Genomic DNA, 23,427 nt, shown 5'->3' on the forward strand with positions numbered 1-23,427 from the left:
CTCGCTGGCCGGGTTCGTGCCCGGCGCTGGTCACGGCGGCCGGGGCAACGCGGCCTGGGCTACCGGGGCGCGCTGGTGCTGGAGCGCATGACCAGGTTGGTCGGTGCGCGCCTCAAGCCAAGCATGGCCGGGTCCGCATCGGGCGCCAGCGCGGCCAGCAGGGATTCCACCGCCATCCGGGCCTGGTTCCTCGGGTGCTGTTCAATGGTGGTGAGCCGGAACATCTCGGCGTACGGATGCCCGTCGATGCCGATCACCGACAGCTCGCTCGGCACCTGGATGCCGAGGTCCCGCGCCGCGATGATCAGGCCGATGGCGATCTCGTCGCTCGCCGCGAACACCGCCGTCGGCCGGCGCCGCGGATCTCCGAAGAGAGCCAGGCCGGCCTCGTAGCCGCCGGGGATCGTGAACGCGCACGGGGTGAAGCAGCCGTCGATGGGCAGTCCGGCCGCCTGCATGGCGCGGTTGAAGCCGGTGAGGCGCTGGGTGTGCACGGCGAAGTCCATCTGGTCGGCCTGGTCGCCGCCGATGTGGCGGATGTCGGTGTGGCCCAGGCTCAGCAGGTGCTCGGTGGCCAGCCGCGCGGCGCCGACGTCGTCGATGGCGATGGTGCGCGCGCCGGGGATGTCGCCGCCGATGCCGACCAGGGGTCGGCCCAGGCGGTGCAGCAGGTCGACCTCGGCGTCGGTGAGCTCGACACCGACCGAGATGACGCCGTCGAACCGCTTGCGGGCCAGGAAGAAGTCGAAAATGCGTTCCCGCTCATCGGAGACCGCTGGCAGGTTGTACAGGGTCATGTCATAGCCCTGGGCGAGCAGCGCCTGCTCGAGGCTTTCGAGAACCTCCGCAAAGAACCACCGACTGATGAAGGGGATGATGACGCCGACACTCTGGGTGCGCCCGGTGACCAGGCTGGCCGCGTTGGGGGAGGCGACGTAGCCGATCCGGGCCGCCGCTTCGACGACCCTGCGCCGGGTTTCCTCGGAGACATAGCCGCGGCCGCTGAGGGCGCGGGACGCCGTGGCCTTCGCCACGCCGGCAAGGCGTGCGACATCCGCAATCGCGCTCATGCCAGCCTCCCGTCCTTGGAACCGCTGAAGACACCCTAGCGCTGCCTACTTCCGGAGTGGAACCGGTTCCCGAAATTGGGACCTGAGCGTGACCTCGTCGAAGAACGCAGTGCGTGAGAGCGCGATTTTTGTCAATCTGTGATCATTCAGGGTTGTGGCGAACGGTTCTGTGCCGTAATTTGTGCTGTGGAACCGGTTCCTTATGCAACCGTTTCCAGCACCGTCACCATGAGCACCAGCATCACATTTCCGGCCGCAGCGGCACACCGCGAACGGCCACCAGCAACACTCAACGAGGAGGATTTGCATGAGCGTGAAACAGCACCGCCGGCTCTTTGTCCCGGTCGCTGCAGCCGCAGTGCTGGGACTGGCCCTGACTGGCTGCACCGGCGACATCGCCGCCCAGACCGCGGAAGACACCGACTGCGCGGACTACACCGACTACGGCACCTTCGAGGGCAACCCCGAGGTCAGCATCGGCGGCACCATCCAGGACGACGAGGCCGACCGCCTCGTTTCCTCCTGGGCGGACTTCCAGGCCTGCACCGGCATCACCGTGAACTACACGGGAACCAAAGAGTTCGAGGCCCAGATCGCCGTTCTCGCCGAGGGCGGCAGCGCTCCGGACATCGGCATCATCCCGCAGCCCGGACTGTTCAACAAGCTAGCCGACGCCGGCTTCCTCAAGGCCGCCCCCGAGGCCGTCGAGGCCAACGTCGACACGTGGTGGTCCACCGACTGGAAGGGCTACGGCACCGCTGCCGACGGCACCTTCTACGCCGCACCGCTGATGGCCAGCATCAAGGGCTACGTGTGGTACTCCCCGGCAGGGTTCGAAGAACAGGGCTACGCGATCCCCGAATCCCTCGGTGAACTGACCGAGCTCAGCGAGCAGATCGTCGCCGACGGCAACGTGCCGTGGTGTGTCGGCATCGGCTCCGGTGACGCCACCGGTTGGCCGGGAACGGACTGGGTTGAGGACTACGTCCTTCGCCAGGCCGGCGCGGAAACCTACGACAAGTGGGTCAGCCACGAAATCCCGTTCAACGACCCGGCCATCGTCAGCGCGTTCGACTCGGTCGGCGAGATCCTGAAGAACCCCGAATTCGTCAACGCCGGTCTCGGCGACGTGTCGTCGATCATCTCCACGGAGTTCGGTGACGCCGGACTGCCGATCCTCGACGGAAGCTGCTCCCTGCACCACCAGGCCTCGTTCTACGAGGGCTTCTGGAAGAACGCGGACGAGTCCAAGGTCACCGTTGCTCCCGACGGCGATGTTTACGCCTTCCTGCTGCCGCCCGCCGAGGTCGGCGGAGAGCAGGCCGTCACCGGCGGTGGCGAGCTGGTTGGTGCCTTCGCCGAGAGCGACGAAATCACCGCAGTGCTCAGCTACCTCTCCAGCGACACCTGGGCGAACAACCGCGTGGAGCTGGGCGGCGTCATCAGCGCCAACACCGGCCTGGACGCCTCGCTCGCCTCGAGCGACATCCTGAAGCAGAGCGTCGAGATCCTGCAGGACCCGAACACGGTCTTCCGTTTCGACGGCTCTGACCTGATGCCGGGTGCCGTGGGCACCGACTCCTTCTGGAAGGGCGTCGTGAACTGGCTCAGTGGCGACGACACCCAGAAGGTCGTCGACACCATCGAGTCCAGCTGGCCGAAGAGCTAGCAACCGCACCACCGGGTGGGTCCGCCGCGAGGCGGGCCCACCCCGCAGTACCCCCCCAACTTTTTGTACCACCCCCTCTCGAGACCATAGAAGGGTCCGGCCAATGACGACCGCGGATCTACTCGGCAAGATAATTCAGGTGGTGGCGGCACTCGCCGCCTTCTCGCTCGTGATCGGGCTAGTGCTCTTCCTGATCGACAAGGCGCCCAAGCGTGGGCGCGACTACTGGCAACTCGCCTTCTTCCTCCTTCCGGCGGTGCTGTTGCTGCTGGTCGGACTCATCTACCCGGCGTTCCGCACCTCGCTGCTGGCCTTCAGCAACAGCTCGGGCGAATGGGTGGGCGGAGAGAACTTCGTCTGGATGTTCACCCAGCCGGCGGCGCTCGTCACCCTCGGCAACACCGTGATCTGGGTCGTCGTCGTGCCGATCCTCTCCACCATCATCGGCCTGACCTACGCGCTGTTCATCGACAAGTCCCGCGGCGAGAAGTACTTCAAGGCGCTGGTCTTCATGCCCATGGCGATCTCGTTCGTGGGGGCCGGCATCATCTGGCGCTTCGTCTACGACTACAAGTCCGGCGACAACGCGCAGATCGGCCTGCTCAACCAGATCCTGGTCTGGGTCGGCGCCGAACCCGTGCAGTGGCTGCAGACCTCACCGATCAACACGTTCCTGCTGATCATCGTGATGATCTGGATCCAGACCGGGTTCGCCATGGTCATCTGCTCCGCCGCGATCAAGGGCGTGCCCACCGAGCAGATCGAGGCCGCGCAGCTGGACGGCACCAACCCGTGGCAGCGGTTCACCAACGTGACCCTGCCGGGCATCCGTGGGTCGCTGGTCGTGGTGATCACCACCATCTCCATCGCCACCCTCAAGGTGTTCGACATCGTGCGCACCATGACCGCCGGAAACTTCAACACCAGCGTCATCGCCAACGAAATGTACACGCAGGCCTTCCGGGCCGGTGAGCAGGGTCGAGGCGCCGCACTGGCGATCGTGCTGTTCCTCCTGGTGCTGCCGATCGTCATCTACAACGTACGTATCCTGCGCCAGCAGAGGGAGATCCGATGAGCGACAATGTTGTCGACCTGCCCGTTCCGGGTATCAAGACGTCGAAGACCGACACCACCGCCGAGGTGATGGGCAAGGCCACCCGGGTGAAACGGCGGCTGACGTCCCGCACGGCGACGGTGGTGGCCCTGGTCATCGCGGTTCTGTGGACTCTGCCGACGTTCGGGCTCTTCATCTCGTCGTTTCGACCGGCGGGCCTGATCAGCACCACCGGCTGGTGGACGATCTTCCAGAACCCCGGCTTCACCCTGGGCAACTACCAGGAAGTGCTGTTCAGCACCTCGCAGTCCTCGCCGCAGCTGGGCGCCTACTTCGTGAACTCGCTGGCCATCGCCATCCCGGCCACCCTGTTCCCGCTGGTGATCGCCGCGATGGCCGCGTACGCCTTCGCGTGGATCAAGTTCAAGGGCAGCGGCGCCCTGTTCGTGCTGATCTTCGCACTGCAGATCGTGCCGTTGCAGCTCGCCCTGATCCCGCTGCTGCAGATGTTCACCCAACTGCTGCGCCCCGGCCAGGAATGGGTCCACAGCATCATCCCGATGATCCCGGAGCAGGGTTACCTGCCGGTCTGGATTGCGCACACGATCTTCGCCCTGCCGCTGGCGATCTTCCTGCTGCACAACTTCATCTCGGAGATCCCCGGCGAGGTCATCGAAGCGGCCCGCGTGGATGGGGCCAGCCACGGCCAGGTCTTCTTCCGGATCGTCCTGCCGCTGGCGGTTCCCGCGCTGGCGTCCTTCGCGATCTTCCAGTTCCTCTGGGTCTGGAACGACCTGCTGGTGGCCCTGATCTTCTCCGGCGGCACCCAGGACGTCGCGCCGTTGACCCAGCGATTGGCCGAGCTCACCGGCACCAGGGGCCAGGACTGGCAACGCCTGACCGCTGCCGCGTTCGTGTCGCTGGTCGTTCCGTTGATCGTGTTCTTCAGCCTGCAGCGTTACTTCGTGCGCGGCCTGCTGGCCGGGTCCACCAAGGGTTGACTCCTGACGACAGACGCTGACGGACCGGCCCCGGAGTTGTGGGGTCGGCCCGCTGTCTTAGAGTGAAACAATGAGCGGAATGCACGGCGGGGGAGCCCGCCCCGTAGAACAGTTCCGGGGTGGCCGCATCCGGTCCGGCGACACGGAGGCCCAGCGGGCACAGAACGCCGAAGCGCCGGAGATTCCCAACTTGCTCCGCCGCATCCGGGGTTTGTTCGCGCCCCACGGCCGCAAGCTCACCGTCACGGTCATCCTGGTGCTCCTCTCCGCCGGGTTGTCGGTGCTGCCCCCGCTGCTGATCCAGCGGGCGTTCGACGATGGGCTGTTCCCCCCATCCGGCGGCCCCAACCTGCCCGCCCTGGCCGTTCTGGTGGGGCTGATGATCGCCGCGTACCTCACAACCGCGCTGCTGGGCGTGTGGCAGACCTGGCTCACCGCCACCGTGGGCAACTCGGTGATGGGCGCCCTGCGGGTGCGGCTGTTCACCCACCTGCAGGCCATGGAGCTGAGCTTCTTCACCCGCACCAAGACCGGCGTGATCCAGTCCCGGCTGCAGAACGACGTCGGCGGGGTCGCCAACGTGCTCACCAACACCGTCTCCAGCGTGCTCGGCAACTCCGTCACCGTGATCGCCGCGTTCGTGGCCATGGTGCTGCTCAACTGGCAGCTGGCGATCGTGGCGGTGATCCTGATGCCCATCCTGGTCTTCGCGCAGAGACGGGTGGGCCAGGTGCGCGCGCGCATCGCGGCCAAGACGCAGGAATCGCTCTCGGACATGACAGCGATCACGCAGGAGACGCTCAGCGTGTCGGGCATCCTGTTGTCGAAGAGCTTCACCCGGCAGCGCACCGAGATCGCCCGCTACTCGGACGAGAACGACAACCAGGTGCGGCTGCAGGTCAGCCAGCAGATGAGTGGGCAGTGGTTCTTCGCCATGGTCAGCATCTTCCTCTCCAGCATCCCGGCGATCGTGTACCTCGTCGCCGGCGTGCTGCTCACCAACGGAGCCACTGACATCACCGCGGGCACCGTGGTGGCCTTCACCACGGTGCAGGCGCGGTTGCTGTTCCCACTGCTGGGCCTCATGCGGGTGGCGCTGGACCTGCAGACCTCCAGCGCCCTGTTCGCCCGGATCTTCCAATACCTCGACCTGGTCCCGGCGATCAGGAATGCACCGGGCGCCAGGCCGGTTCCCGACGTGACCGGCCGGGTGCAGTTCGACGCGGTCACCTTCGCCTACCCGGACGCCCCGGCCGACGCCCGGCCGACCCTCGACGCCGTCTCCTTCGTGATCGAACCGGGCGAGTTCGCCGCCTTCGTCGGGCCGAGCGGCGCGGGCAAGACCACGGTGTCGTACCTGATCCCGCGGTTCTACGAGGCGTCCGGCGGCCGGGTGCTGTTCTCCGGCATCGACGTGCGCGACCTGGCCCAGGAATCCCTGGTCTCGCACATCGGTATCGTCAGCCAGGAGACCTACCTCTTCCACGCGACCATCGCCGAGAACCTCCGGTACGCAAAACCGGAGGCCACGGCCGCCCAGCTCGAGGCCGCCGCGCGCGCCGCCAACATCCACGACACCATCGCCTCGTTCCCGGACGGGTACGACACCGTGGTCGGCGAACGCGGTTACCGGCTCTCCGGCGGCGAGAAACAGCGCGTGGCGATCGCCCGGGTCCTGCTGAAGGATCCCGAGGTGCTGATCCTCGACGAGGCCACCAGCGCCCTCGACGTCATCTCGGAGCGGGTGGTGCAGGCGGCCCTGGACACGGCATCCCGAGGGCGCACGACCATCGCGATCGCGCATCGGCTATCGACCATCGTGACCGCCGACGTCATCTTCGTGGTCGACGGCGGCCGCGTGGTGGAGCGGGGCACCCACCTGGAGCTCCTCGCCGCCGGCGGCACCTACGCCGAGCTGTACGCCGAACAGCTCCCCTAGGTCGACCGGTCAGCGGGCAGCGAGCATGTCTTCCATCAGGGTGATCTCGGCCTCCTGGGAGATGATCACCGAGTTCGCGAAGCCCAGCACCGACGTGTTCACAGCCCGGTCCTGCACGGCCTCGGCCATCTCGACGGCGCCCAGGTGGTGCGCAATCATCAGGGTGAGGAACTGGCGCTCGGCAGCCACACCGGTCGCGGCGGTGAGCGCGGCGATCTGCGCATCCGTGGCCAGGCCCGGCATGGGCTCGCCCGGCGTGTGCGCGCCGTCGGTGTGCGTGTGCGCGTCATCCGTACGGCCGGGCCGGGTCATCCAGGTCATCGACGGCTCGGGGCCGGCCTGGGACAGGTCCCACTCGGTGAGCCAGCCGTACAGCTGGCCGGCCTGCTGCGCCTGGGTGGTGGCGATGTCGTAGCCGAGCAGGCGCACGGCCTCGTCATCGGTGCGGTCCCGGATGATCATGGCCAGTTCGACGCCCTGCAGGTGGTGCACCTGCATATCCCGGGCGAACCCGGCCTCAGCGCTCGTCGACGTGGGGGCAGGGTCGTCCAGGGTACTCAGCCGGCCAACCGAGAACCCGACGACCCCCACCGCGATGGCCGCGACGGCCGCGGCGAGGATCAGTGCAACGCGGCGGGCGCCCAGGCTAGACCTTGCCAGGGGCATCGTAGGCGCCGGTGCACAGTGCGCCGGGTTCGGGCACGTCGTTGCTCTTCCAATACTCCTCGATGAACGCGGCCACGCGCTCGTCGTCGGCCGACTCGACCTGCAGCTGGGTGTTCCAGCCGCTCACGACGATGGGGGAGGGCAGGCCCTCGAAGGGCGACAGGATCAGGTAGGTGGAGGGCAGCACCGCCTTGAGGGTGGCGAGCTCGGCGTCGGAGATGGCCGGGTCATAGGTGACCCAGAGGGCGCCGTGCTCGAGGGAATGGACCGCGTTCTCGTTCGGCACCGCTTCCGTGTACACGCCGCAGTTGAGCCAGGTGGGGTTGTGCTCGCCGCCGGCCGGTGGCGTCTGCGGATACGTCACCGGTGTCTCGACGTGCAGGGAGGCGTTCTCGAACGTCTCCACGCCATCGATCGAGGTGCCGTCGCCGCCTGCGGAGTAACTCACGCTCTGCGGGGTGAGCACAATGGAGGTGACCAGGATGCCGACGACAGCGACTCCGGCCGTGATCCCCGCGATGAGGCCGATCCGCCGGTTGCGGGCGCTGCGCTTCTGCTCTCGGTGGTACTGCTCGAGCTTCTGGGCGCGCTGCTGGGCACGCTGTTGTTTCACACCGGGCTTGGCCGAGGACGATCCGGACGGACCGGTGGGCGGGGCAGGGGTCAACGAGGGCCTCTTTCAGTTGCTGTTCTCTTATTCGAACGTATGGAGATGAATGGACTCTTCCCCGCAACCCGGTTTCACAGTTGGTTCACAGGCTCTGGCCCCGTTCCCCGACCGCGGACTAGAGTGAGGGTGTGATCATCCTGACGCCGTGTCCCTGTTGCTGCTTTCACTAGCCGACTCGCACACGCCTTCCTTTTCGGTTCCAGGACCGTCCACCCCACACAGCGGCACCACTCGCCCCGGGCCGCAGCACGTCTCCCAGACGAAGGATCATCATGAAAATCGCTGACACCATCCTCGACCTCATCGGCAACACGCCCCTGGTCAAGCTGCACAAGGTCACCGACGGCCTCTCCGCCACCGTCTTGGTCAAGCTCGAGTACCTCAACCCGGGCGGCTCGGCCAAGGACCGCATCGCGGTCAACATCATCGATGCCGCCGAGCGTGAGGGGCAGTTGTTGCCTGGCGGCACCATCGTCGAACCCACGTCGGGAAACACCGGAGTCGGCCTGGCCCTCGTGGCTCAGCAGCGGGGCTACAGGTGCGTGTTCGTGCTGCCGGACAAGGTGGGCGAAGACAAGCGCAACGTGCTCACCGCCTACGGCGCCGAGATCGTCGTGACGCCGACCTCCGTGGCGCCGGACGACCCGGAGTCCTACTACAGCGTCTCGGACCGGCTGGCCCGCGAGATTCCCGGCGCGTTCAAGCCCAACCAGTACGCCAACATCAACGGGCCGCTCAGCCACTACGAGACCACCGGCCCGGAAATCTGGCGCGACACCGACGGCACCGTCACCCATTTCGTCGCCGGCGTCGGCACCGGCGGCACCATCACCGGCACCGGCCGCTACCTGCGCGAGGTGTCGAACGACGCCGTGCGCATCATCGGCGCGGACCCCGAAGGATCGGTGTACTCGGGCGGTACCGGCCGCCCATACCTCGTCGAGGGGGTCGGCGAGGACTTCTGGCCGACCGCCTACGACCCGGCCGTGCCGCACGAGATCATCGCCGTCTCCGACGCGGACTCCTTTGCCATGACCCGCCGCCTCGCACTCGAAGAGGGAATCCTCGTGGGCGGCTCCAGCGGAATGGCCGTCGTCGCGGCCCTCCGGGCCGCGAAGGACCTGCCAGCCGACGCCGTCGTGGTGGTGCTGCTGCCCGACGGCGGCCGCGGTTATCTGGGCAAGATCTTCAACGACGGCTGGATGCGAAGCTACGGGTTCTCCAACGCTCCCGCCGGCCACACAGTCGCCGACCTGCTGCAGTCGAAGACCGGGGCACTCCCGGCGTTCGTCTACGTGCACCCCAATGACACCGTGCGCGACGCGATCGAGACGATGACGGCAGCCAGTGTGTCGCAGCTGTTGGTGCTCGCGGCCAAGCCGCCCGTCGTGATGGGCGAGGTGCTCGGCGCGCTCGACGAGCGCAGCCTGATGGGCCGGGTGTTCTCCGGCGAGACCAAGCTCACCGACAAGGTCGGCTCCATCATCGGCCACGCGCTGGCGTTGATCGGCGTGAACGAGCCGGTCGGCTCCGCCCGCGCCGCGTTCGCAGATCACGACGCCCTGCTCGTCACCGACGGTGGCAAGCCGCTCGGTGTGATCACCCGCCACGACCTCCTCACCTACCTGAGCGTTTAGCCCTGCCCGCCGGCCCGCGCGGCCGCCCCGCAGGGTCCCCCGCACGACTTCTTCCGAAAGAGACCGCATCATGAGCACGACCGAGAACCAGAAGTTCAGCACCATCGCCATCCACGCCGGCCAGGAGTTCGACCCGACCACCGGCGCGGTCATCCCGCCGATCTACCAGACCTCCACCTACGTGCAGGACGGCATCGGCAACCTCCGCGGCGGCTACGAGTACAGCCGCGGCGGCAACCCCACCCGCACGTCTCTGGAGACCATGCTCGCCGCGCTCGAGGGCGGCAAGCACGGTCTGTCGTTCGCCAGCGGCCTCGCCGCCGAAGACAGCCTGCTGCGCGCGATCCTGGTGCCCGGCGACCACGTGGTGCTCGGCAACGACGTCTACGGCGGCACCCACCGGCTGATCAACCGGGTGCACGGCGCCTGGGGCGTGCGCAACACCACCGTGGAGATGAGCGATCTCGCCGCCGTCGAAGCGGCGATCCTGCCAGGGGAAACGAAGATCCTCTGGGTGGAGACGCCCAGCAACCCGTTGATGAAGATCAGCGACATCGCGGGTCTGGTCGAGATCGGCCACCGGCACGGGGTGATCGTGGTCGTGGACAACACCTTCGCGTCGCCCGCCCTGCAGCAGCCCCTCTCCCTCGGCGCCGACGTCATCGTGCACTCGACCACCAAATACCTCGGCGGCCACTCCGACGTCATCGGCGGCGGACTGGTCATCAACGACGACGAGCTCGCCGAGAAGACCGCATTCATCCAGTTCGCAGCCGGACCGGTCTCCGCGCCGTTGGACGCCTGGCTGACCGTGCGCGGCATCAAGACCCTCGCCGTGCGCATGGAACGGCACAGCAGCAACGCCCTCACCATCGCCCGGTTCCTCGACTCCCACCCGGCTATCGAGACCGTCTACTACCCCGGTCTGGAAAGCCACCCGGGCCACGAATTGGCCAAGGCGCAGATGAGCGCCTTCGGCGGGATGCTGTCGGTCGCGTTCTCGGGCGGAGAGACCGCCGCCCGCCGGTTCGCCGAGTCGATGCACCTCTTCCAGCTGGCGGAATCGCTCGGCGGTGTCGAATCCCTGGTGAACTACCCGTCCGAGATGACGCACGCTTCGGTGCGCGGCACCGAACTGGAGGTCGCCACGAACATCGTGCGGCTGTCGGTGGGCATCGAAGACATCGACGACCTGCTCGCCGACCTCGATCAGGCCCTGCCCACCAGCTGACCCGTGAGATGGCAGTAATGCGACAGACAATGTCGTTTCTGCCACCCCGCCGGGTTCTCGGTACGGGCACGATGAGAGTGTCCCCAGCCGTCCGCTGCCGAAAAGAGAACCCGCATGCTCGCTCCCACCTCCCGCCTGGTCGAACTCAGCCACGAGATCAGTGCGGGACTGGTGACCTACCCCGGCCTGCCCGCCCCGGTGATCACCCCGCACCTCAGCCGGGCGGAGTCTCGCAGCCACTACGCGGCCGGCACCGAATTCGCGCTGGACACCATCACGATGATCGGCAACACCGGAACCTACCTCGACAGCCCGTTCCACCGCTACCAGGGCGGCGCCGACCTGGCGGCGTTACCGCTGGAAATCCTCGTGGACCTTCCCGCCCGCCTCTTCCACCAGTCGTTCGAGCGGGGGATCGGTGCCGAGGCGTTCACCGGCCAGGATCTCGCCGGCACGGCGGTGCTGCTGCACACCGGCTGGGACCGGCATTTCGGCACCTCCGCCTATGTCGCGGGCGCGCCGTTCCTCACCGAGGCCGGCGCCCAGGTGCTGGTGGCCGCGGGGGTGACGCTGGTGGGCATCGACTCGCTCAACATCGACGACACGGAGTCCGGCGGTACGCGGCCGGCCCATTCGATCCTGCTGGCCGCCGGCATCCCGGTGGTCGAGCACCTCACCGGGCTGGGCGGGCTTCCCGACCGCGGAGCCTCCTTCAGCGCGGTGCCGCCGCGCGTGCGCGACTTCGGCACTTTCCCGGTGCGCGCCTACGCCCGGCTGCCCTGACGCCCGGCCCGCCGGCCCGGCCCGCCAACTGTCGCCCGTGCGGACAAGTGCACCCGGTGTGCCGGGACCAGTTGTCCGCACGGGATCCAGTTGGTCGCGTCAGCGGGCGGAGTGCACGACCCGGGTGAGACCGGCGGGCACGAGCACGGTGCCGTCGACAGCGGTGTTCGTGAGCAACTCGGTGCCGGTGGCGGACATGGCCTGCTCGGCATCCGTGTGGTTGATCAAGAAGAGGAAGTCGTCGGTATCGGTGGAGCGGGTGATGGCCTCCACCCCGGTCACGCCGCGGGCCGCGTCGATGCCGGCCGTGTTGAGCACGTCCAGGAGCAGGGAGTCCAGGTCGTCGCCGTCGAGCTTGGTGGAGACGTACCAGGCCGTGCCGGCGCCGAAGGAATTGCGGGTGATGGCCGGCCCGTTCACTGCGGGGCCGTCGACGTACCTGGCCAGGACCTCGGCTGTCGACACCTCGATGTCGTCGGTCCAGGCGGTACCGGTGCGGGAGTCGCTGAGGGTGACCGTCTCGGCCTCGTGCAGGGGTAGGAACTCGGGGATGGTGAGGCCAAGGACCTCACGCAGGGCGCCGGGCGCCGCACCGGGGTAGACGGTATCGTTCAGGTCGACGATGCCGGAGAAGTAGGAGACCAACAGATGGCCGCCGTCCCGCACGAACCCGGTGAGGTTCTCCGATGCGGCCGGCCCGGCGAGATACAGGCTGGGCGCGATGACCAGCTCGTACCCGCTGAGCTCACTGGTGGGGTGCACGAAGTCCACCGTCACGTTGCGATTCCAGAGCACCGTGTAAAAGGCCTCGATGCGTTCCCGGTGACCAAGCTCCGCGCTCGGACGCCACTCGAAGTCCTGCGCCCAGAACGATTCGGTGTCCCAGACCAGCGCCACGCAGGCCGTGACCCGAGAGGAACGCACGGGCGCAAGTGATCCGAGGGACTGGCCGAGCGCGACGACCTCGCGCCAGATGCGCGTCTCGGCGCCGGCGTGGGGCAGCATCGCCGAGTGGAACTTCTCCACCCCGAACCGCGAGGCGCGGAACTGGAAGAACAGGATTCCGTCAGCGCCCCTGGCGAGGTGGGAGAGCGAGTTGCGGGCCAGTTCGCCGGGGCGCTTGGCGATGTTGCGCGGCTGCCAGTTGACCGCACCGGTGGAGTGCTCCATCAGGATCCACGGCGCCCCGCCGGCCAGCGACCGGGTGAGGTCGGCATCCAGTGCCAGGAGCACGTGGTTGTCGGCGCGTTCGGCCACGAGATAGTGGTCGTTGGCGACGACGTCCACCTCCTGGCTCCAGCGCCAGTAGTCGGCTGAGAGGCAGTTGGTGGCCATAAAGTTCGTGGTGACGGGGATGTCCGGGGTGAAGCGCCGGATGACGTCGCGCTCGTTGATATAGCACTCCAGCAGCGCGTCGGAGGTGAACCGGTGGAAATCCAGGCGCTGCGCCTGGTTGGTCACCGAGGCCGACTGGCGGGGCGCGTCGATCTCGTCCCATTCGCCGTAAACCTGGCCCCAGAAGGTCGTGCCCCACTTCTCGTTGAGGGTGTCGAGGGTGCCATAGCGGTTCTGCAGCCAGACCCGGAACGCGGCGACGGAGTCGTCGTCGTAGGAGTCGCTGATCGGTGCGCCGTATTCGTTGTGCACGTGCCACAGCACCAGCGCGGGGTGGTTGGCGTACCGGCGGGCGAGTTGCTCGGTGATCGCGGCGGCGGCGCGGCGGTAGTCGGGGCTCGATGGGCTGACCATGCCGCGGGAGCCGTTGCCCAGGGTGATTCCGTCCCGGGTGACGGGGCGGGAATCCGGGTACTTCTTCCAGAACCAGGCCGGCGGGGCGGCGGTGGGGGTCGCAAGGTCGACGTCGATGCCGGCCTTGTGCAGCAGGTCGATGATGTCGTCCAGTTGACGGAAGTCGTATTCGCCCTCGCGCGGTTCCAGGAGGCCCCAGGCGAAGATGGCGACACTGACCAGGTTGATCCCGGCCTGTTTCATCAGCTCGATGTCTTCGACCCAGGTGGCACGCGGCCACTGTTCGGGGTTGTAGTCGCCGCCGTAGCGGATTCCGGTGGTTCCGTGCAGCAGCCGCTGCATCGCGGGGGAATCGGCGGGAAGTGGGGTCTGGATCGGCATTGGTCAAAGGCTCCTTTTACTGTGTGCGCTCCCAGTTCTAACACAGTAAAACCACACTCGCCAGACGAATGTCCCATGTTGACAAAGCAATTGATGTATGGATTACTAGTACCGCTCCCAGTTGCCGATGCGAATACCGCGACGAGACTGCCGGGGACGCCACTCACAGCACCAGCATTCATCAAGGAGGACGAGATGCGCACGTCGATTCGAGTCGGGGCACTGGCCATGGCCACTGCCGCCACCCTGCTCATGTCAGGTTGTTCGGCAACTGCGGGCGGAGGTGACGACGGACCGGTGAAGCTGAACTACTGGGCGTGGGCGCCGAACCTCGAAAAGGTCGTCGACATCTGGAACGAAAAAAACCCCGACATCCAGGTGACGGTACAAAAGCAGGATGGTGGCGACCCCGCCATCACGAAGCTTCTCACTGCCATCAAGGCCGGCAGCGGTGCCCCCGACCTGATCCAGGCCGAGTACCAGAAGATCCCCACCCTGGTGTCCTCCGACGCTCTCGCCGACCTGTCCGAGTACGGCGCCGATGACATCGAGGATTCGTTCGCTGCCGGTGTCTGGGATTCCGTCACCCTCGGCTCCGACGCGATTTACGCCATCCCGCAGGACAGCGGCCCCATGATGTTCTACTACCGTGCCGACATCTTCGAGGAGCTCGGCCTCGCCGTGCCCACCACCTGGGACGAGTACGCCGAGGTCGCCCGTGCGGTGCACGCCGCCGACCCGGCCAAGTATCTCGGCACGTTCTCCTCGAACGACGCCGGCTGGTTCACCGGCATGGCGCAGCAGGCCGGTGCCTCCTGGTGGGGCATCGACGGCGAGGCCTGGAGCGTCGACATCGCCCAGACCCCCACCGAGACCGTCGCGGGCTACTGGGGCGGACTGGTTGAAGAGGGCGTCATCGACAACAAGCCGATGTACACCCCGGAGTGGAACGCCGGACTCAACAACGGCGAGCAGGTCGGCTGGTTGAGTGCCGTCTGGGCTCCCGGCGTACTCGGCGGCAACGCCGCCGACACCACGGGCCTCTGGAAGGCCGCGCCCATGCCCCAGTGGGACGTCGACGCTCCCGCAACCGGCAACTGGGGTGGCTCGTCCACCGCCGTCACCACTCAGTCCAAGCACCAGGAGGCCGCCACCGAGTTCGCCACCTGGCTGAACACGGACGAGGAAGCCGTACAGGCCTTGGTCACCACCTCGGGCATCTACCCCGCCGACGCCGCACAGGCCAAGGCTGTCCTCACCGCTCCGCCGGAGTTCTTCAGCAACCAGCCGGAGTTCTACGACATCGCCGCCGACGTGGCCGCAACGGTGAGCCCGTTCACCTATGGCCCGAACGTGAACGTCGCCTACAGCGCCTACAACGACGAGTTCGCCAAGGCCGCAGAGGCCAAGACGCAGAGCGCGTTCCTGGCTGCCGTCGAAGCCATGCAGGAGATCACCACCGCCGACATGAAGAAGAGCGGATTCACCGTCAAGTAGCACCAACGGGGCGTCGGCCTGCTGGCCGACGCCCCCGAGCGGTCCAATTCCCCCCACCACACTCGCGTCGATTGAGGACAACCCGTGACAGTGACAGAGGCCCCCGTGGCCACCAGGAGCAGCACGCCGCCGGTTCGCCGGGGACGCGGCACCTTTCGCACGAGGGTGCTCGTGCCGTACGCCATGCTCGCGCCCGGCATCATCCTCTTCGTGGCCTTCATGGCCGCGCCCATCGTGTACACGCTCTTCCTAAGCTTCCAGAAGACCAAGGTGTCCGGCCTCGGTCTGGGCGCCGGCGCCCGCAGCACCGTTTTCGCCGGGATCGACAATTACGTCACCACCCTCACGAACACCGAGTTCGGAGCCAGCGTCGGCCGCGTGCTCCTCTACGGCTTCATCCTGATCCCACTGATGCTCGGCCTCGCGCTGCTCTTCGCATTGCTGCTTGACTCCCGGCGCACCCGCGCCGCCGGATTCTCCCGCACCGCGATCTTCCTGCCGTACGCCGTGCCGGCCGTGATCAGCTCGCTGCTCTGGGGCTTCCTGTACCTGCCGGCCGTCAGCCCGTTCTACTTCGTGTTCGACACGCTCGGCTGGGACGTGCCTTCGCTGCTTTCGGCCGGCGGAGTCACCTTCGCCATCGCAAACATCGCCCTCTGGGGCGGCGTGGGCTTCAACATGATCGTGATGTACACCTCGCTCAAGTCGGTGCCCTCCGACATCTACGAGGCGGCCAAGCTCGACGGCGCCAGTGAGGTGCAGATCGCGTTGCGCATCAAGGTCCCCATCATCGCCCCGGCGATCGTGATGACGGCGCTGTTCTCGATGGTCGCCACCCTGCAGGTCTTCGCCGAACCGACCACCCTGCGCCCGCTGACCAACTCGCTGTCCACCAGCTGGTCGCCGCTGATGCTCGTCTACCGGGATGCCTTCACCCGCGACGACATCTACTCGGCCGCCGCCACCTCGATCGTCATCGCCCTGGTGACCTTCGCCTTCTCATTCCTGTTCCTGCGCGTCGTGCAGAAACGTGCCTTCGGCCAGGAGGACTGACCCATGAGCATCGCCACCACTCTTATCCGGCCGGACCGCGCCCAGCGCAAAGCCGCCCGCGACTCCGCCCGCGTCTTCCGGCAGAAGGCCAGCCCGGTCTCCACCGGCATCCTCATCATCGGCGCCATCTACTGCCTGTTCCCGGTCTTCTGGGTGCTGATGGCGTCGAGCAAGGATAGTTCCGAGCTGTTCTCCACCTTCACCCTGATGCCCAGCACCCACCTGTGGGACAACATCATCGAGCTCAGCCAGTACCGGGACGGTCTGTTCTGGCGCTGGGTGCTCAACACGGCGATTTACGCCGGTGTCGGCGCCTTGGCGTCCACCTGGATCTCGGCTATCTGCGGTTACGTGCTGGCCAAGTTCGAGTTCCCCGGCAAGAAGATCGTCTTCTCGATCCTGCTGATGGGCGTGCTGGTCCCCGGCGTCATCCTCGCCATCCCGCAGTACTTCCTGCTGGCCGAAGTGGGACTGACTAACACCATGTGGTCGGTGCTGCTGCCCCAGATCATCAGCCCGTACGGCATCTACCTCGCCCGCATCTACGCGGCGGCTTCAGTTCCCACCGAGGTCATCGAGGCGTCCCGCACCGAGGGTGCCGGAGAGCTGTACATCTTCAACCGCATCGCCCTGCCGATGATGGGGCCGGGCCTGGTGACGATCTTCCTGTTCCAGTTCGTCGCGGTCTGGAACAACTTCATGCTTCCCTACATCATGCTCGGCGACGACCAGCTTTTCCCGGTGACGGTCGGCCTGAGCGGCCTGCTCAACCAGGGCGCCAGCGCACCGTCGATGTACACACTGGTGATCACGGGCGCGCTGCTGTCGATCATCCCCCTCATCATCATGTTCCTCGTGCTGCAGCGGTACTGGAAGGTCGACCTGGCAGCCGGTGCGGTCAAGGCCTGACGGTCGCTAGGATTCACTCGTGACCCCGCCCCCAGCCAAGCGCCGGCCGACAATCGATGATGTCGCCGCTGCCGCCGGCGTGTCCCGCGGCACGGTGTCCCGGGTGCTCAACGGCGGCCACTGGGTGAGTCCGGACTCCCTGGCCTCGGTGAACACCGCCATCAAGAAGACCGGTTACCGGGTCAACCCGCACGCGCGCAGTCTGGCCACCAGTCGGGCAAACTCGGTCGCCTTTCTGCTCACCGAGTCCCATGACCGACTGTTCGAAGACCCGAACTTCGCGGTGCTGATGCGTGGAGCGTCGCGGGCGTTGTCGGCTCACGACATTTCCCTGGTGCTGATCATGGCGGGCAACGAAGACGAACAGCGGCGGGCGACGGAGTTCATCACCGCCGGTCACGTCGACGGCGTGCTGCTGGTCTCCTCGCACAGCGGTCGCCGCGGCCTGATCTCCGAGATCATCGCAGCCGGGGTTCCCGCCATCGCCTGCGGGGTGCCCCTGGGATTCGAACGCAAGATGGGCTACGTGGCGGCGGATGACTACGACGGTGCCCGGGAGATGCTGCGCTACCTGCAGGGACTCGGCCGGTCCCGGGTGGCCACCATTGCCGGCCCGGAAGATACCTCGGGCGGCATGCGTCGCTACCAGGCCTATGCGGACGCGCTCGGCGATGCTCTGGACGAGAGCTACGTGGCCCGCGGCGACTACAGCCGCGGGAGCGGCGCCGCGGCCATGACCGAACTGCTGGCGCGGCATCCCGACCTGGACGCCGTCTTCGCAGCGAACGACGTGATGGCCGCCGGAGCCATCGACGTGCTGCTGGCCTCCGGCCGCCGCGTGCCCGAGGACGTGGCGGTCGGCGGCTTCGACGACGCGCCGGTGGCGACCACCACCACGCCGGCGCTGACCACCATGCACCAGCCGTTCGAGCGGATCAGCGAGGAAATGGTGCGGTTGCTGCTGCAGGTCATCGACGGCGAGCGTCCGGCTGCCGTCGTGCTGCCCACCGACCTCGTGGTGCGCGACAGCGCCTGAGAGATCGGTGGCCGTCATCCGCCCCGGCATGTGACAGTCACATTCGCGTGATCGGGGGATGTGACAGTCACACGGTGTGTGCATAATTGACCTGCGGCCCCAATTGTGACCGTGCACATCCGATCGAGGCCATCCCCGTGTCAGCTGAATTGCCCAAGAGTCGCGCACCCAGCATCCGGGATGTGGCGCGCCTTGCCGGGGTGTCGCACCAGACCGTCTCCCGGGTGCTGAACAACCACCCCAGCATTCGCGAGTCCACCAAGGCCCGGGTGCAGCAGGTGATGGAGGAGCTACAATATCGGCCCAACCGCGCGGCCAGGGCACTCTCCCGCGGCACCTCGCGCACGATCGGCGTGCTCTCGGCATCCAGTTCGCAGTACGGCCCGGCCAGCAGCATCGCGGCCATCCAGGATGCGGCGCGGGACGCCGGCTACTACGTGAACACAGCCAACATCACCTCGGCCGACCCCGACTCCATCGAAGCGGCCCTCGACCACCTAATGCTGCAGTCCGTGGAGGGCATCGTCGTGATCGCTCCGCAGGCCCGGGTCTTCGAGGTCCTCGAGTCGCTGTCGATCTCCGTGCCGTACGTGGCCCTGCAATCCACCGGGGGAATGACCGACCACGGGCTCTCGGTCGACCAGATCGCCGGCGCCCGGCTGGCGACCCGGCACCTGATCGACCTCGGGCACCGCGATATCTATCACCTTGCCGGGCCCCAGGACTGGATCGAGGCCGAGGCGCGGATGCGCGGCTTCCTCGACGAAATGAGTGCCATGGACGTGCCGACGACGGCACCCATTCTGGGCGACTGGACCGCTGACTTCGGTTACTACGCCGGCCGGGAACTCCTCCGGGTGCGGGACTTCACCGCGATCTTCTGTTCCAACGACCAGATGGCGCTGGGCCTGATGCATGCCATCCGGGACGCCGGGCTGGACATCCCCGGCGACATCAGCGTGGTCGGCTACGACGACATCCCGGAGTCGGCACACTTCTGGCCGCCTCTGACCACGGTGCGCCAGGACTTCGCCGAACTCGGCCGGCGCTGCATGGCCCTGCTGCTCGATGACATCGCCGCCGGTCCGGCCCACGACCGCAGCCCCATCATTCCCGCGCTCATCGTGCGCGCCTCCACGGGTCCGCCCGCTTTCTGATTCGCGACGGGACCCCTCCAGCAGGAGCTTCGCGGCGGCGTTACCCAAAAGTGACAAACCGGACTTGACAGAAGTTTGCCGGATGCGGCTAACATGAGGACAATGTGACCGTTCACATTAATTTCTCCTTCTGCACCAACCGCAGCACCTCAGACAAGGAAGTCGATCTGTGAGCATGATGACCGCGCAGCCCAGCGCCGACGCCATGACTGTGCCGGTACGCGCATGAGCACCTTCGGCCCGCAGATCGAGGTCGCCATCGCCCGGGTTCGCGCCGACATCGCCCGCCTGCACGGCGAATTGACCAGCAACGGCCTGGTCGTCTGGACCGGAGGCAACGTCTCCGGCCGCGTGCCGGGTGCCGACCTGTTCGTGATCAAGCCCTCCGGCGTCGACTACGCCGCCCTCGCGCCCGAGAACATGATCCTGTGCGACCTCGACGGCCGCGTCATCCCGGAGACACCCGGATCCGACCGGTCACCGTCCAGCGACACCGCCGCGCACGCCTACGTGTACCGGCACATGCCGGAGGTCGGCGGCGTCGTGCACACCCACTCCACCTATGCCACCGCGTGGGCTGCCCGCGGCGAAGAGATTCCCTGCGTCATCACGGCCATGGCGGACGAGTTCGGCGGTCCGATCCCGGTCGGCCGGTTCGCGATCATCGGGGACGACACCATCGGCCAGGGCATCGTCGAGGCCCTTTCCGGACACCGCTCCCGAGCGGTGCTGATGCAGAACCACGGACCTTTCACCATCGGCTCCGACGCCCGCGACGCCGTCAAGGCCGCGGTCATGGTCGAAGACGTCGCCCGCACCGTGCAGATCGCCCGTCAGGGCGGGGACCTCCTACCCATCCCGCAGGAAGCGATCGACAGCCTCTTCAACCGTTACCAGAACGTTTACGGACAAGCCCCGCAGGGAGCCCTGAAGTAGTGGCGCCCGCCGGCGCACGTCCCCACGATTTCGCACGAGCCGCTCGCACCGGTCTCGTGACCGAGAAGACCACCACCCCGCGGGCATCCACCCACGGAGTGCATTGGACCCAGGCGCATCGCCGCCTGGTGCACGGCCTGTAATCACACGCACCACCCCCGATTCACAGATTTGACATCAAAGTCGATTGAAAATACGAAAGGAACCACAGTGAAGAAGAAAGCATTCCTCGCGACACTGGCTGCCGGAGCCATGGTTGTGTCCCTGGCAGCATGCTCCAGCGGCGGAGACTCCGCAGACGGCGCCGGCGCCGGCGCCGGCGACGGCGGACTGGTCGGCGTCGCGATGCCCACCAAGTCCTCCGAGCGCTGGATCAACGACGGTAACGCCGTCAAGGAGCAGCTCGAAGCCGAGGGCTTCAAGGTCGACCTGCAGTACGCAGAAGACGACATCCCCATGCAGGTTTCGCAGATCGAGAACATGATCACCAAGGGCGCGGAAGCCCTGATCGTCGCCTCCATCGACGGCACCACCCTCACCAGCGTCCTCCAGGACGCCGCAGACGCCGACATCCCCGTCATCGCCTACGACCGCCTGATCCGCGACACCGACAACGTCAGCTACTACGCGTCGTTCGACAACTTCAAGGTCGGCCAGCAGCAGGCCTGGTCCTTGCTCAACGGCCTCGGCCTGACCGAGCTGGACGGCACGCCCATCGAGGGCGCCCCGGCCGGCCCGTTCAACGTGGAGCTGTTCGCGGGTTCGCCGGATGACAACAACGCGACGTTCTTCTTCGACGGCGCGATGGAAGAACTCCAGCCGCTCATCGACTCCGGCGTGCTGGTTGTCGGCAGTGGCCAGACCGACTTCGAGCAGGTCGCAACCCTGCGCTGGGACGGTGAAGAGGCACAGAGCCGTCTGGAGAACATCCTGACGTCCACGTACTCCGACGGCACCGTCATCAACGGCGTACTGTCCCCGTACGACGGCATCTCGCGGGGCATCATCTCCGCCCTCGAAGGCGCCGGCTACTCGGTCGGCGACACTTGGCCGATCATCTCCGGCCAGGACGCCGAGCTCGACTCGGTCAAGGCCATCGTCGCCGGTGAGCAGTACGGCACGATCTTCAAGGACACTCGCAAGCTCGCCGAGGTTGCGGTCGACATGACGATCGCGCTGCTGAACGACGAAGAGCCCGAGGTCAACAACACCACCGATTACGACAACGGCAAGAAGGTTGTGGCCTCCTACCTCCTCGACTCCTCGATCGTCATCAAGGAGAACATCACGGAGCAACTGGTTGACAGCGGCTACTGGACCCAGGCAGAGATCGACGGCTAACAGTTCAGTGTTTCCGACCGGCCGGCGGGGCATCGCGTCCCGCCGGCCGGTCAGCACAACGAGTAGACCAAAGAAAGGAACGCACGTGACCACCAACATCCTCGAGATGCGCGGTATTACCAAGACCTTCCCCGGCGTCAAGGCGCTGCAGGACGTGACGCTCAATGTCGCTCGCGGCGAAGTTCACGCCATCTGCGGTGAGAACGGCGCGGGCAAGTCCACGCTGATGAAGGTGCTCAGTGGCGTTTACCCGCACGGCACTTACGCCGGCGACATCGTCTTCGAAGACGAGGTCGTTGAATTCAAGGACATCAGGGACAGCGAAGCCAAGGGCATCGTCATCATCCACCAGGAACTCGCGCTGAGTCCCTACCTTTCCATCGCGGAGAACATCTTCCTCAACAACGAACAGCGTGGCGGCCTCGGCCTGATCGACTGGAACAAGACCAACAGTGAGGCCGTGAAGCTGCTCGCCCGCGTGGGCCTGCGCGAGAACCCCACAACCAAGATCATGGACATCGGCGTGGGCAAGCAGCAGCTGGTGGAGATCGCCAAGGCGCTCTCCAAGCGCGTGAAGCTACTCATCCTGGACGAGCCGACGGCCGCCCTCAACGACGAGGACTCCGACCACCTGCTCAACCTGATGCTGCACCTCAAGGGCCAGGGCATCACGTCGATCATCATCAGCCACAAGCTGAACGAGATCAAAAAGGTCTCGGATGCCGTCACGATCATCCGCGACGGCAAGGCGATCGAGACGATCGCCAAGGCCGACGTGACCGAAGACCGCATCATCAAGGACATGGTCGGCCGCGACCTCGAGCACCGCTACCCGGACCACACGCCGAACATCGGCGAAGAAATCCTGCGCGTCGAGGACTGGACCGCCCATCATCCGCAGGACCCGTCCCGCGTGATGGTGGACAACGTGAACCTCAACGTGCGCTGTGGCGAGATCGTCGGTATCGCCGGCCTCATGGGAGCCGGACGCACCGAGTTCGCGATGAGCCTGTTCGGCCGCACCTACGGCAGCCGCATCTCCGGAAAGGTCTTCAAGGCGGGCAAGGAGATCAAGACCCGCACGGTGACCGAGGCGATCGACAACGGCATCGCGTACGCCACCGAGGATCGCAAGACCTACGGGCTCAACCTCATCGAGGACATCAAGCGCAACATCTCGATGGCGTCGCTGGGCAAGCTCGTCAAGGGCGGACTCGTGGACGACAACGAGGAATTCAAGGTCGCCAACGAGTACCGCACGAGCATGAACATCAAGGCGCCGACGGTGCTGGCCAAGACCGGGAAACTCTCCGGCGGCAACCAGCAGAAGGTCGTGCTGTCGAAGTGGATCTACTCGAACCCCGACGTGCTGATCCTCGATGAGCCCACCCGCGGCATCGACGTCGGCGCGAAGTACGAGATCTACGCGATCATCAACGCCCTCGCAGCACAGGGCAAGGGTGTCATCGTGATCTCGTCCGAGCTGCCGGAACTGATCGGCATCTGCGACCGCATCTACACCCTTTCCGAGGGGCGCATCACGGGGGAATTCCCGATCGTCGATGCCACCCCGGAAACCCTTATCAAGCACATGACCATGGAAAAGGCCCGCTAGCGTCGGCGCTAACGGCAAAGGAGAAACGTCAAA

Annotated in this window: 19 protein-coding genes; 15 read left to right on the top strand and 4 right to left on the bottom strand. The window is 66.5% G+C overall.

The window, feature by feature from the left end:
* Positions 1 to 59: 59 nt before the first annotated feature.
* Positions 60 to 1,070, bottom strand: coding sequence for a LacI family DNA-binding transcriptional regulator (locus JWP54_RS08240; RefSeq protein WP_297370157.1), 1,011 nt, complete (start codon positions 1,068 to 1,070; stop codon positions 60 to 62).
* Between the two features lie 307 nt (positions 1,071 to 1,377).
* Here JWP54_RS08240 and JWP54_RS08245 point away from each other — a divergent pair, with 307 nt between their 5' ends.
* The 4 genes from JWP54_RS08245 (at position 1,378) to JWP54_RS08260 (ending at position 6,733) form a co-directional block, all read left to right on the top strand.
* Positions 1,378 to 2,739, top strand: coding sequence for an ABC transporter substrate-binding protein (locus JWP54_RS08245; protein ID WP_297370160.1), 1,362 nt, complete (start codon positions 1,378 to 1,380; stop codon positions 2,737 to 2,739).
* 103 nt (positions 2,740 to 2,842) lie between these two features.
* Positions 2,843 to 3,814 carry a carbohydrate ABC transporter permease gene (locus JWP54_RS08250; RefSeq protein ID WP_297370163.1) on the top strand — a complete coding sequence of 324 codons (972 nt, stop codon included), beginning with the start codon at positions 2,843 to 2,845 and terminating at the stop codon, positions 3,812 to 3,814.
* 68 nt (positions 3,815 to 3,882) lie between these two features.
* Complete coding sequence (locus JWP54_RS08255; protein ID WP_297370246.1) at positions 3,883 to 4,794, top strand: carbohydrate ABC transporter permease; 912 nt, start codon at positions 3,883 to 3,885, stop codon at positions 4,792 to 4,794.
* 79 nt (positions 4,795 to 4,873) lie between these two features.
* Complete coding sequence (locus JWP54_RS08260) at positions 4,874 to 6,733, top strand: ABC transporter ATP-binding protein (protein WP_297370249.1); 1,860 nt, start codon at positions 4,874 to 4,876, stop codon at positions 6,731 to 6,733.
* Positions 6,734 to 6,742: 9 nt separating this feature from the next.
* Here the strand turns inward: JWP54_RS08260 and JWP54_RS08265 are convergent, their stop codons facing one another.
* Together JWP54_RS08265 and JWP54_RS08270 are read right to left on the bottom strand one after the other, a co-directional pair.
* The gene (locus JWP54_RS08265) at positions 6,743 to 7,399 is read right to left on the bottom strand and encodes a DUF305 domain-containing protein (protein WP_297370166.1); all 657 of its coding nucleotides are present in this window, start codon (positions 7,397 to 7,399) and stop codon (positions 6,743 to 6,745) included.
* A complete protein-coding gene (locus JWP54_RS08270) occupies positions 7,380 to 8,066 on the bottom strand; it encodes a DUF3105 domain-containing protein (protein ID WP_297370169.1) in 687 nt (228 codons plus the stop codon). The genes JWP54_RS08265 and JWP54_RS08270 overlap by 20 nt, the downstream gene beginning before the upstream one ends.
* Positions 8,067 to 8,341: 275 nt before the next feature.
* Here JWP54_RS08270 and JWP54_RS08275 point away from each other — a divergent pair, with 275 nt between their 5' ends.
* From JWP54_RS08275 to JWP54_RS08285, 3 genes are all read left to right on the top strand, one after another.
* Positions 8,342 to 9,706 (top strand): cystathionine beta-synthase, encoded by a 1,365-nt coding sequence (locus JWP54_RS08275; protein ID WP_297370172.1) that lies wholly within the window; start codon positions 8,342 to 8,344, stop codon positions 9,704 to 9,706.
* A 70-nt stretch (positions 9,707 to 9,776) separates the two neighbouring features.
* The gene (locus JWP54_RS08280; RefSeq protein ID WP_297370174.1) at positions 9,777 to 10,937 is read left to right on the top strand and encodes a cystathionine gamma-synthase; all 1,161 of its coding nucleotides are present in this window, start codon (positions 9,777 to 9,779) and stop codon (positions 10,935 to 10,937) included.
* Between the two features lie 114 nt (positions 10,938 to 11,051).
* Positions 11,052 to 11,720: a cyclase family protein gene (locus JWP54_RS08285; protein WP_297370177.1), complete on the top strand. Its 669-nt coding sequence runs from the start codon at positions 11,052 to 11,054 to the stop codon at positions 11,718 to 11,720.
* Between the two features lie 99 nt (positions 11,721 to 11,819).
* Here JWP54_RS08285 and JWP54_RS08290 read toward each other — a convergent pair whose 3' ends face one another.
* A complete protein-coding gene (locus tag JWP54_RS08290; RefSeq protein WP_297370253.1) occupies positions 11,820 to 13,811 on the bottom strand; it encodes a beta-galactosidase in 1,992 nt (663 codons plus the stop codon).
* Positions 13,812 to 14,045: 234 nt separating this feature from the next.
* Here JWP54_RS08290 and JWP54_RS08295 point away from each other — a divergent pair, with 234 nt between their 5' ends.
* From JWP54_RS08295 to mmsA, 8 genes are all read left to right on the top strand, one after another.
* Positions 14,046 to 15,347, top strand: coding sequence for an ABC transporter substrate-binding protein (locus tag JWP54_RS08295; protein ID WP_297370180.1), 1,302 nt, complete (start codon positions 14,046 to 14,048; stop codon positions 15,345 to 15,347).
* 183 nt (positions 15,348 to 15,530) lie between these two features.
* Positions 15,531 to 16,400, top strand: a complete 870-nt coding sequence (locus JWP54_RS08300; RefSeq protein WP_297370257.1) for a carbohydrate ABC transporter permease — start codon at positions 15,531 to 15,533, stop codon at positions 16,398 to 16,400.
* A gap of 3 nt (positions 16,401 to 16,403) precedes the next feature.
* A complete protein-coding gene (locus JWP54_RS08305) occupies positions 16,404 to 17,309 on the top strand; it encodes a carbohydrate ABC transporter permease (RefSeq protein WP_297370183.1) in 906 nt (301 codons plus the stop codon).
* A 19-nt stretch (positions 17,310 to 17,328) separates the two neighbouring features.
* Positions 17,329 to 18,345, top strand: coding sequence for a LacI family DNA-binding transcriptional regulator (locus tag JWP54_RS08310; RefSeq protein WP_297370186.1), 1,017 nt, complete (start codon positions 17,329 to 17,331; stop codon positions 18,343 to 18,345).
* 137 nt (positions 18,346 to 18,482) lie between these two features.
* The gene (locus JWP54_RS08315; RefSeq protein WP_297370189.1) at positions 18,483 to 19,502 is read left to right on the top strand and encodes a LacI family DNA-binding transcriptional regulator; all 1,020 of its coding nucleotides are present in this window, start codon (positions 18,483 to 18,485) and stop codon (positions 19,500 to 19,502) included.
* Between the two features lie 225 nt (positions 19,503 to 19,727).
* Entirely contained in the window at positions 19,728 to 20,438 is a 711-nt protein-coding gene (locus tag JWP54_RS08320) for an L-ribulose-5-phosphate 4-epimerase (protein WP_297370192.1), read from the top strand.
* A 210-nt stretch (positions 20,439 to 20,648) separates the two neighbouring features.
* Positions 20,649 to 21,779, top strand: a complete 1,131-nt coding sequence (gene chvE / locus JWP54_RS08325) for a multiple monosaccharide ABC transporter substrate-binding protein (RefSeq protein WP_297370194.1) — start codon at positions 20,649 to 20,651, stop codon at positions 21,777 to 21,779.
* 85 nt (positions 21,780 to 21,864) lie between these two features.
* Positions 21,865 to 23,394: a multiple monosaccharide ABC transporter ATP-binding protein gene (gene mmsA / locus JWP54_RS08330; RefSeq protein ID WP_297370197.1), complete on the top strand. Its 1,530-nt coding sequence runs from the start codon at positions 21,865 to 21,867 to the stop codon at positions 23,392 to 23,394.
* Positions 23,395 to 23,427: the final 33 nt, after the last annotated feature.

The sequence above is a fragment of the Cryobacterium sp. genome (genome assembly GCF_025463825.1).
Lineage (GTDB): Bacteria > Actinomycetota > Actinomycetes > Actinomycetales > Microbacteriaceae > Cryobacterium.

Bases quoted from the DNA above. Each gene is read 5' to 3' on its own strand.
- JWP54_RS08240 (WP_297370157.1), bottom strand. From the start codon at position 1,070: ATGAGCGCGATTGCGGATGTCGCACGCCTTGCCGGCGTGGCGAAGGCC.
- JWP54_RS08245 (WP_297370160.1), top strand. From the start codon at position 1,378: ATGAGCGTGAAACAGCACCGCCGGCTCTTTGTCCCGGTCGCTGCAGCC.
- JWP54_RS08250 (WP_297370163.1), top strand. From the start codon at position 2,843: ATGACGACCGCGGATCTACTCGGCAAGATAATTCAGGTGGTGGCGGCA.
- JWP54_RS08255 (WP_297370246.1), top strand. From the start codon at position 3,883: ATGGGCAAGGCCACCCGGGTGAAACGGCGGCTGACGTCCCGCACGGCG.
- JWP54_RS08260 (WP_297370249.1), top strand. From the start codon at position 4,874: ATGCACGGCGGGGGAGCCCGCCCCGTAGAACAGTTCCGGGGTGGCCGC.
- JWP54_RS08265 (WP_297370166.1), bottom strand. From the start codon at position 7,399: ATGCCCCTGGCAAGGTCTAGCCTGGGCGCCCGCCGCGTTGCACTGATC.
- JWP54_RS08275 (WP_297370172.1), top strand. From the start codon at position 8,342: ATGAAAATCGCTGACACCATCCTCGACCTCATCGGCAACACGCCCCTG.
- JWP54_RS08280 (WP_297370174.1), top strand. From the start codon at position 9,777: ATGAGCACGACCGAGAACCAGAAGTTCAGCACCATCGCCATCCACGCC.
- JWP54_RS08285 (WP_297370177.1), top strand. From the start codon at position 11,052: ATGCTCGCTCCCACCTCCCGCCTGGTCGAACTCAGCCACGAGATCAGT.
- JWP54_RS08290 (WP_297370253.1), bottom strand. From the start codon at position 13,811: ATGCAGCGGCTGCTGCACGGAACCACCGGAATCCGCTACGGCGGCGAC.
- JWP54_RS08295 (WP_297370180.1), top strand. From the start codon at position 14,046: ATGCGCACGTCGATTCGAGTCGGGGCACTGGCCATGGCCACTGCCGCC.
- JWP54_RS08300 (WP_297370257.1), top strand. From the start codon at position 15,531: ATGCTCGCGCCCGGCATCATCCTCTTCGTGGCCTTCATGGCCGCGCCC.
- JWP54_RS08305 (WP_297370183.1), top strand. From the start codon at position 16,404: ATGAGCATCGCCACCACTCTTATCCGGCCGGACCGCGCCCAGCGCAAA.
- JWP54_RS08320 (WP_297370192.1), top strand. From the start codon at position 19,728: ATGAGCACCTTCGGCCCGCAGATCGAGGTCGCCATCGCCCGGGTTCGC.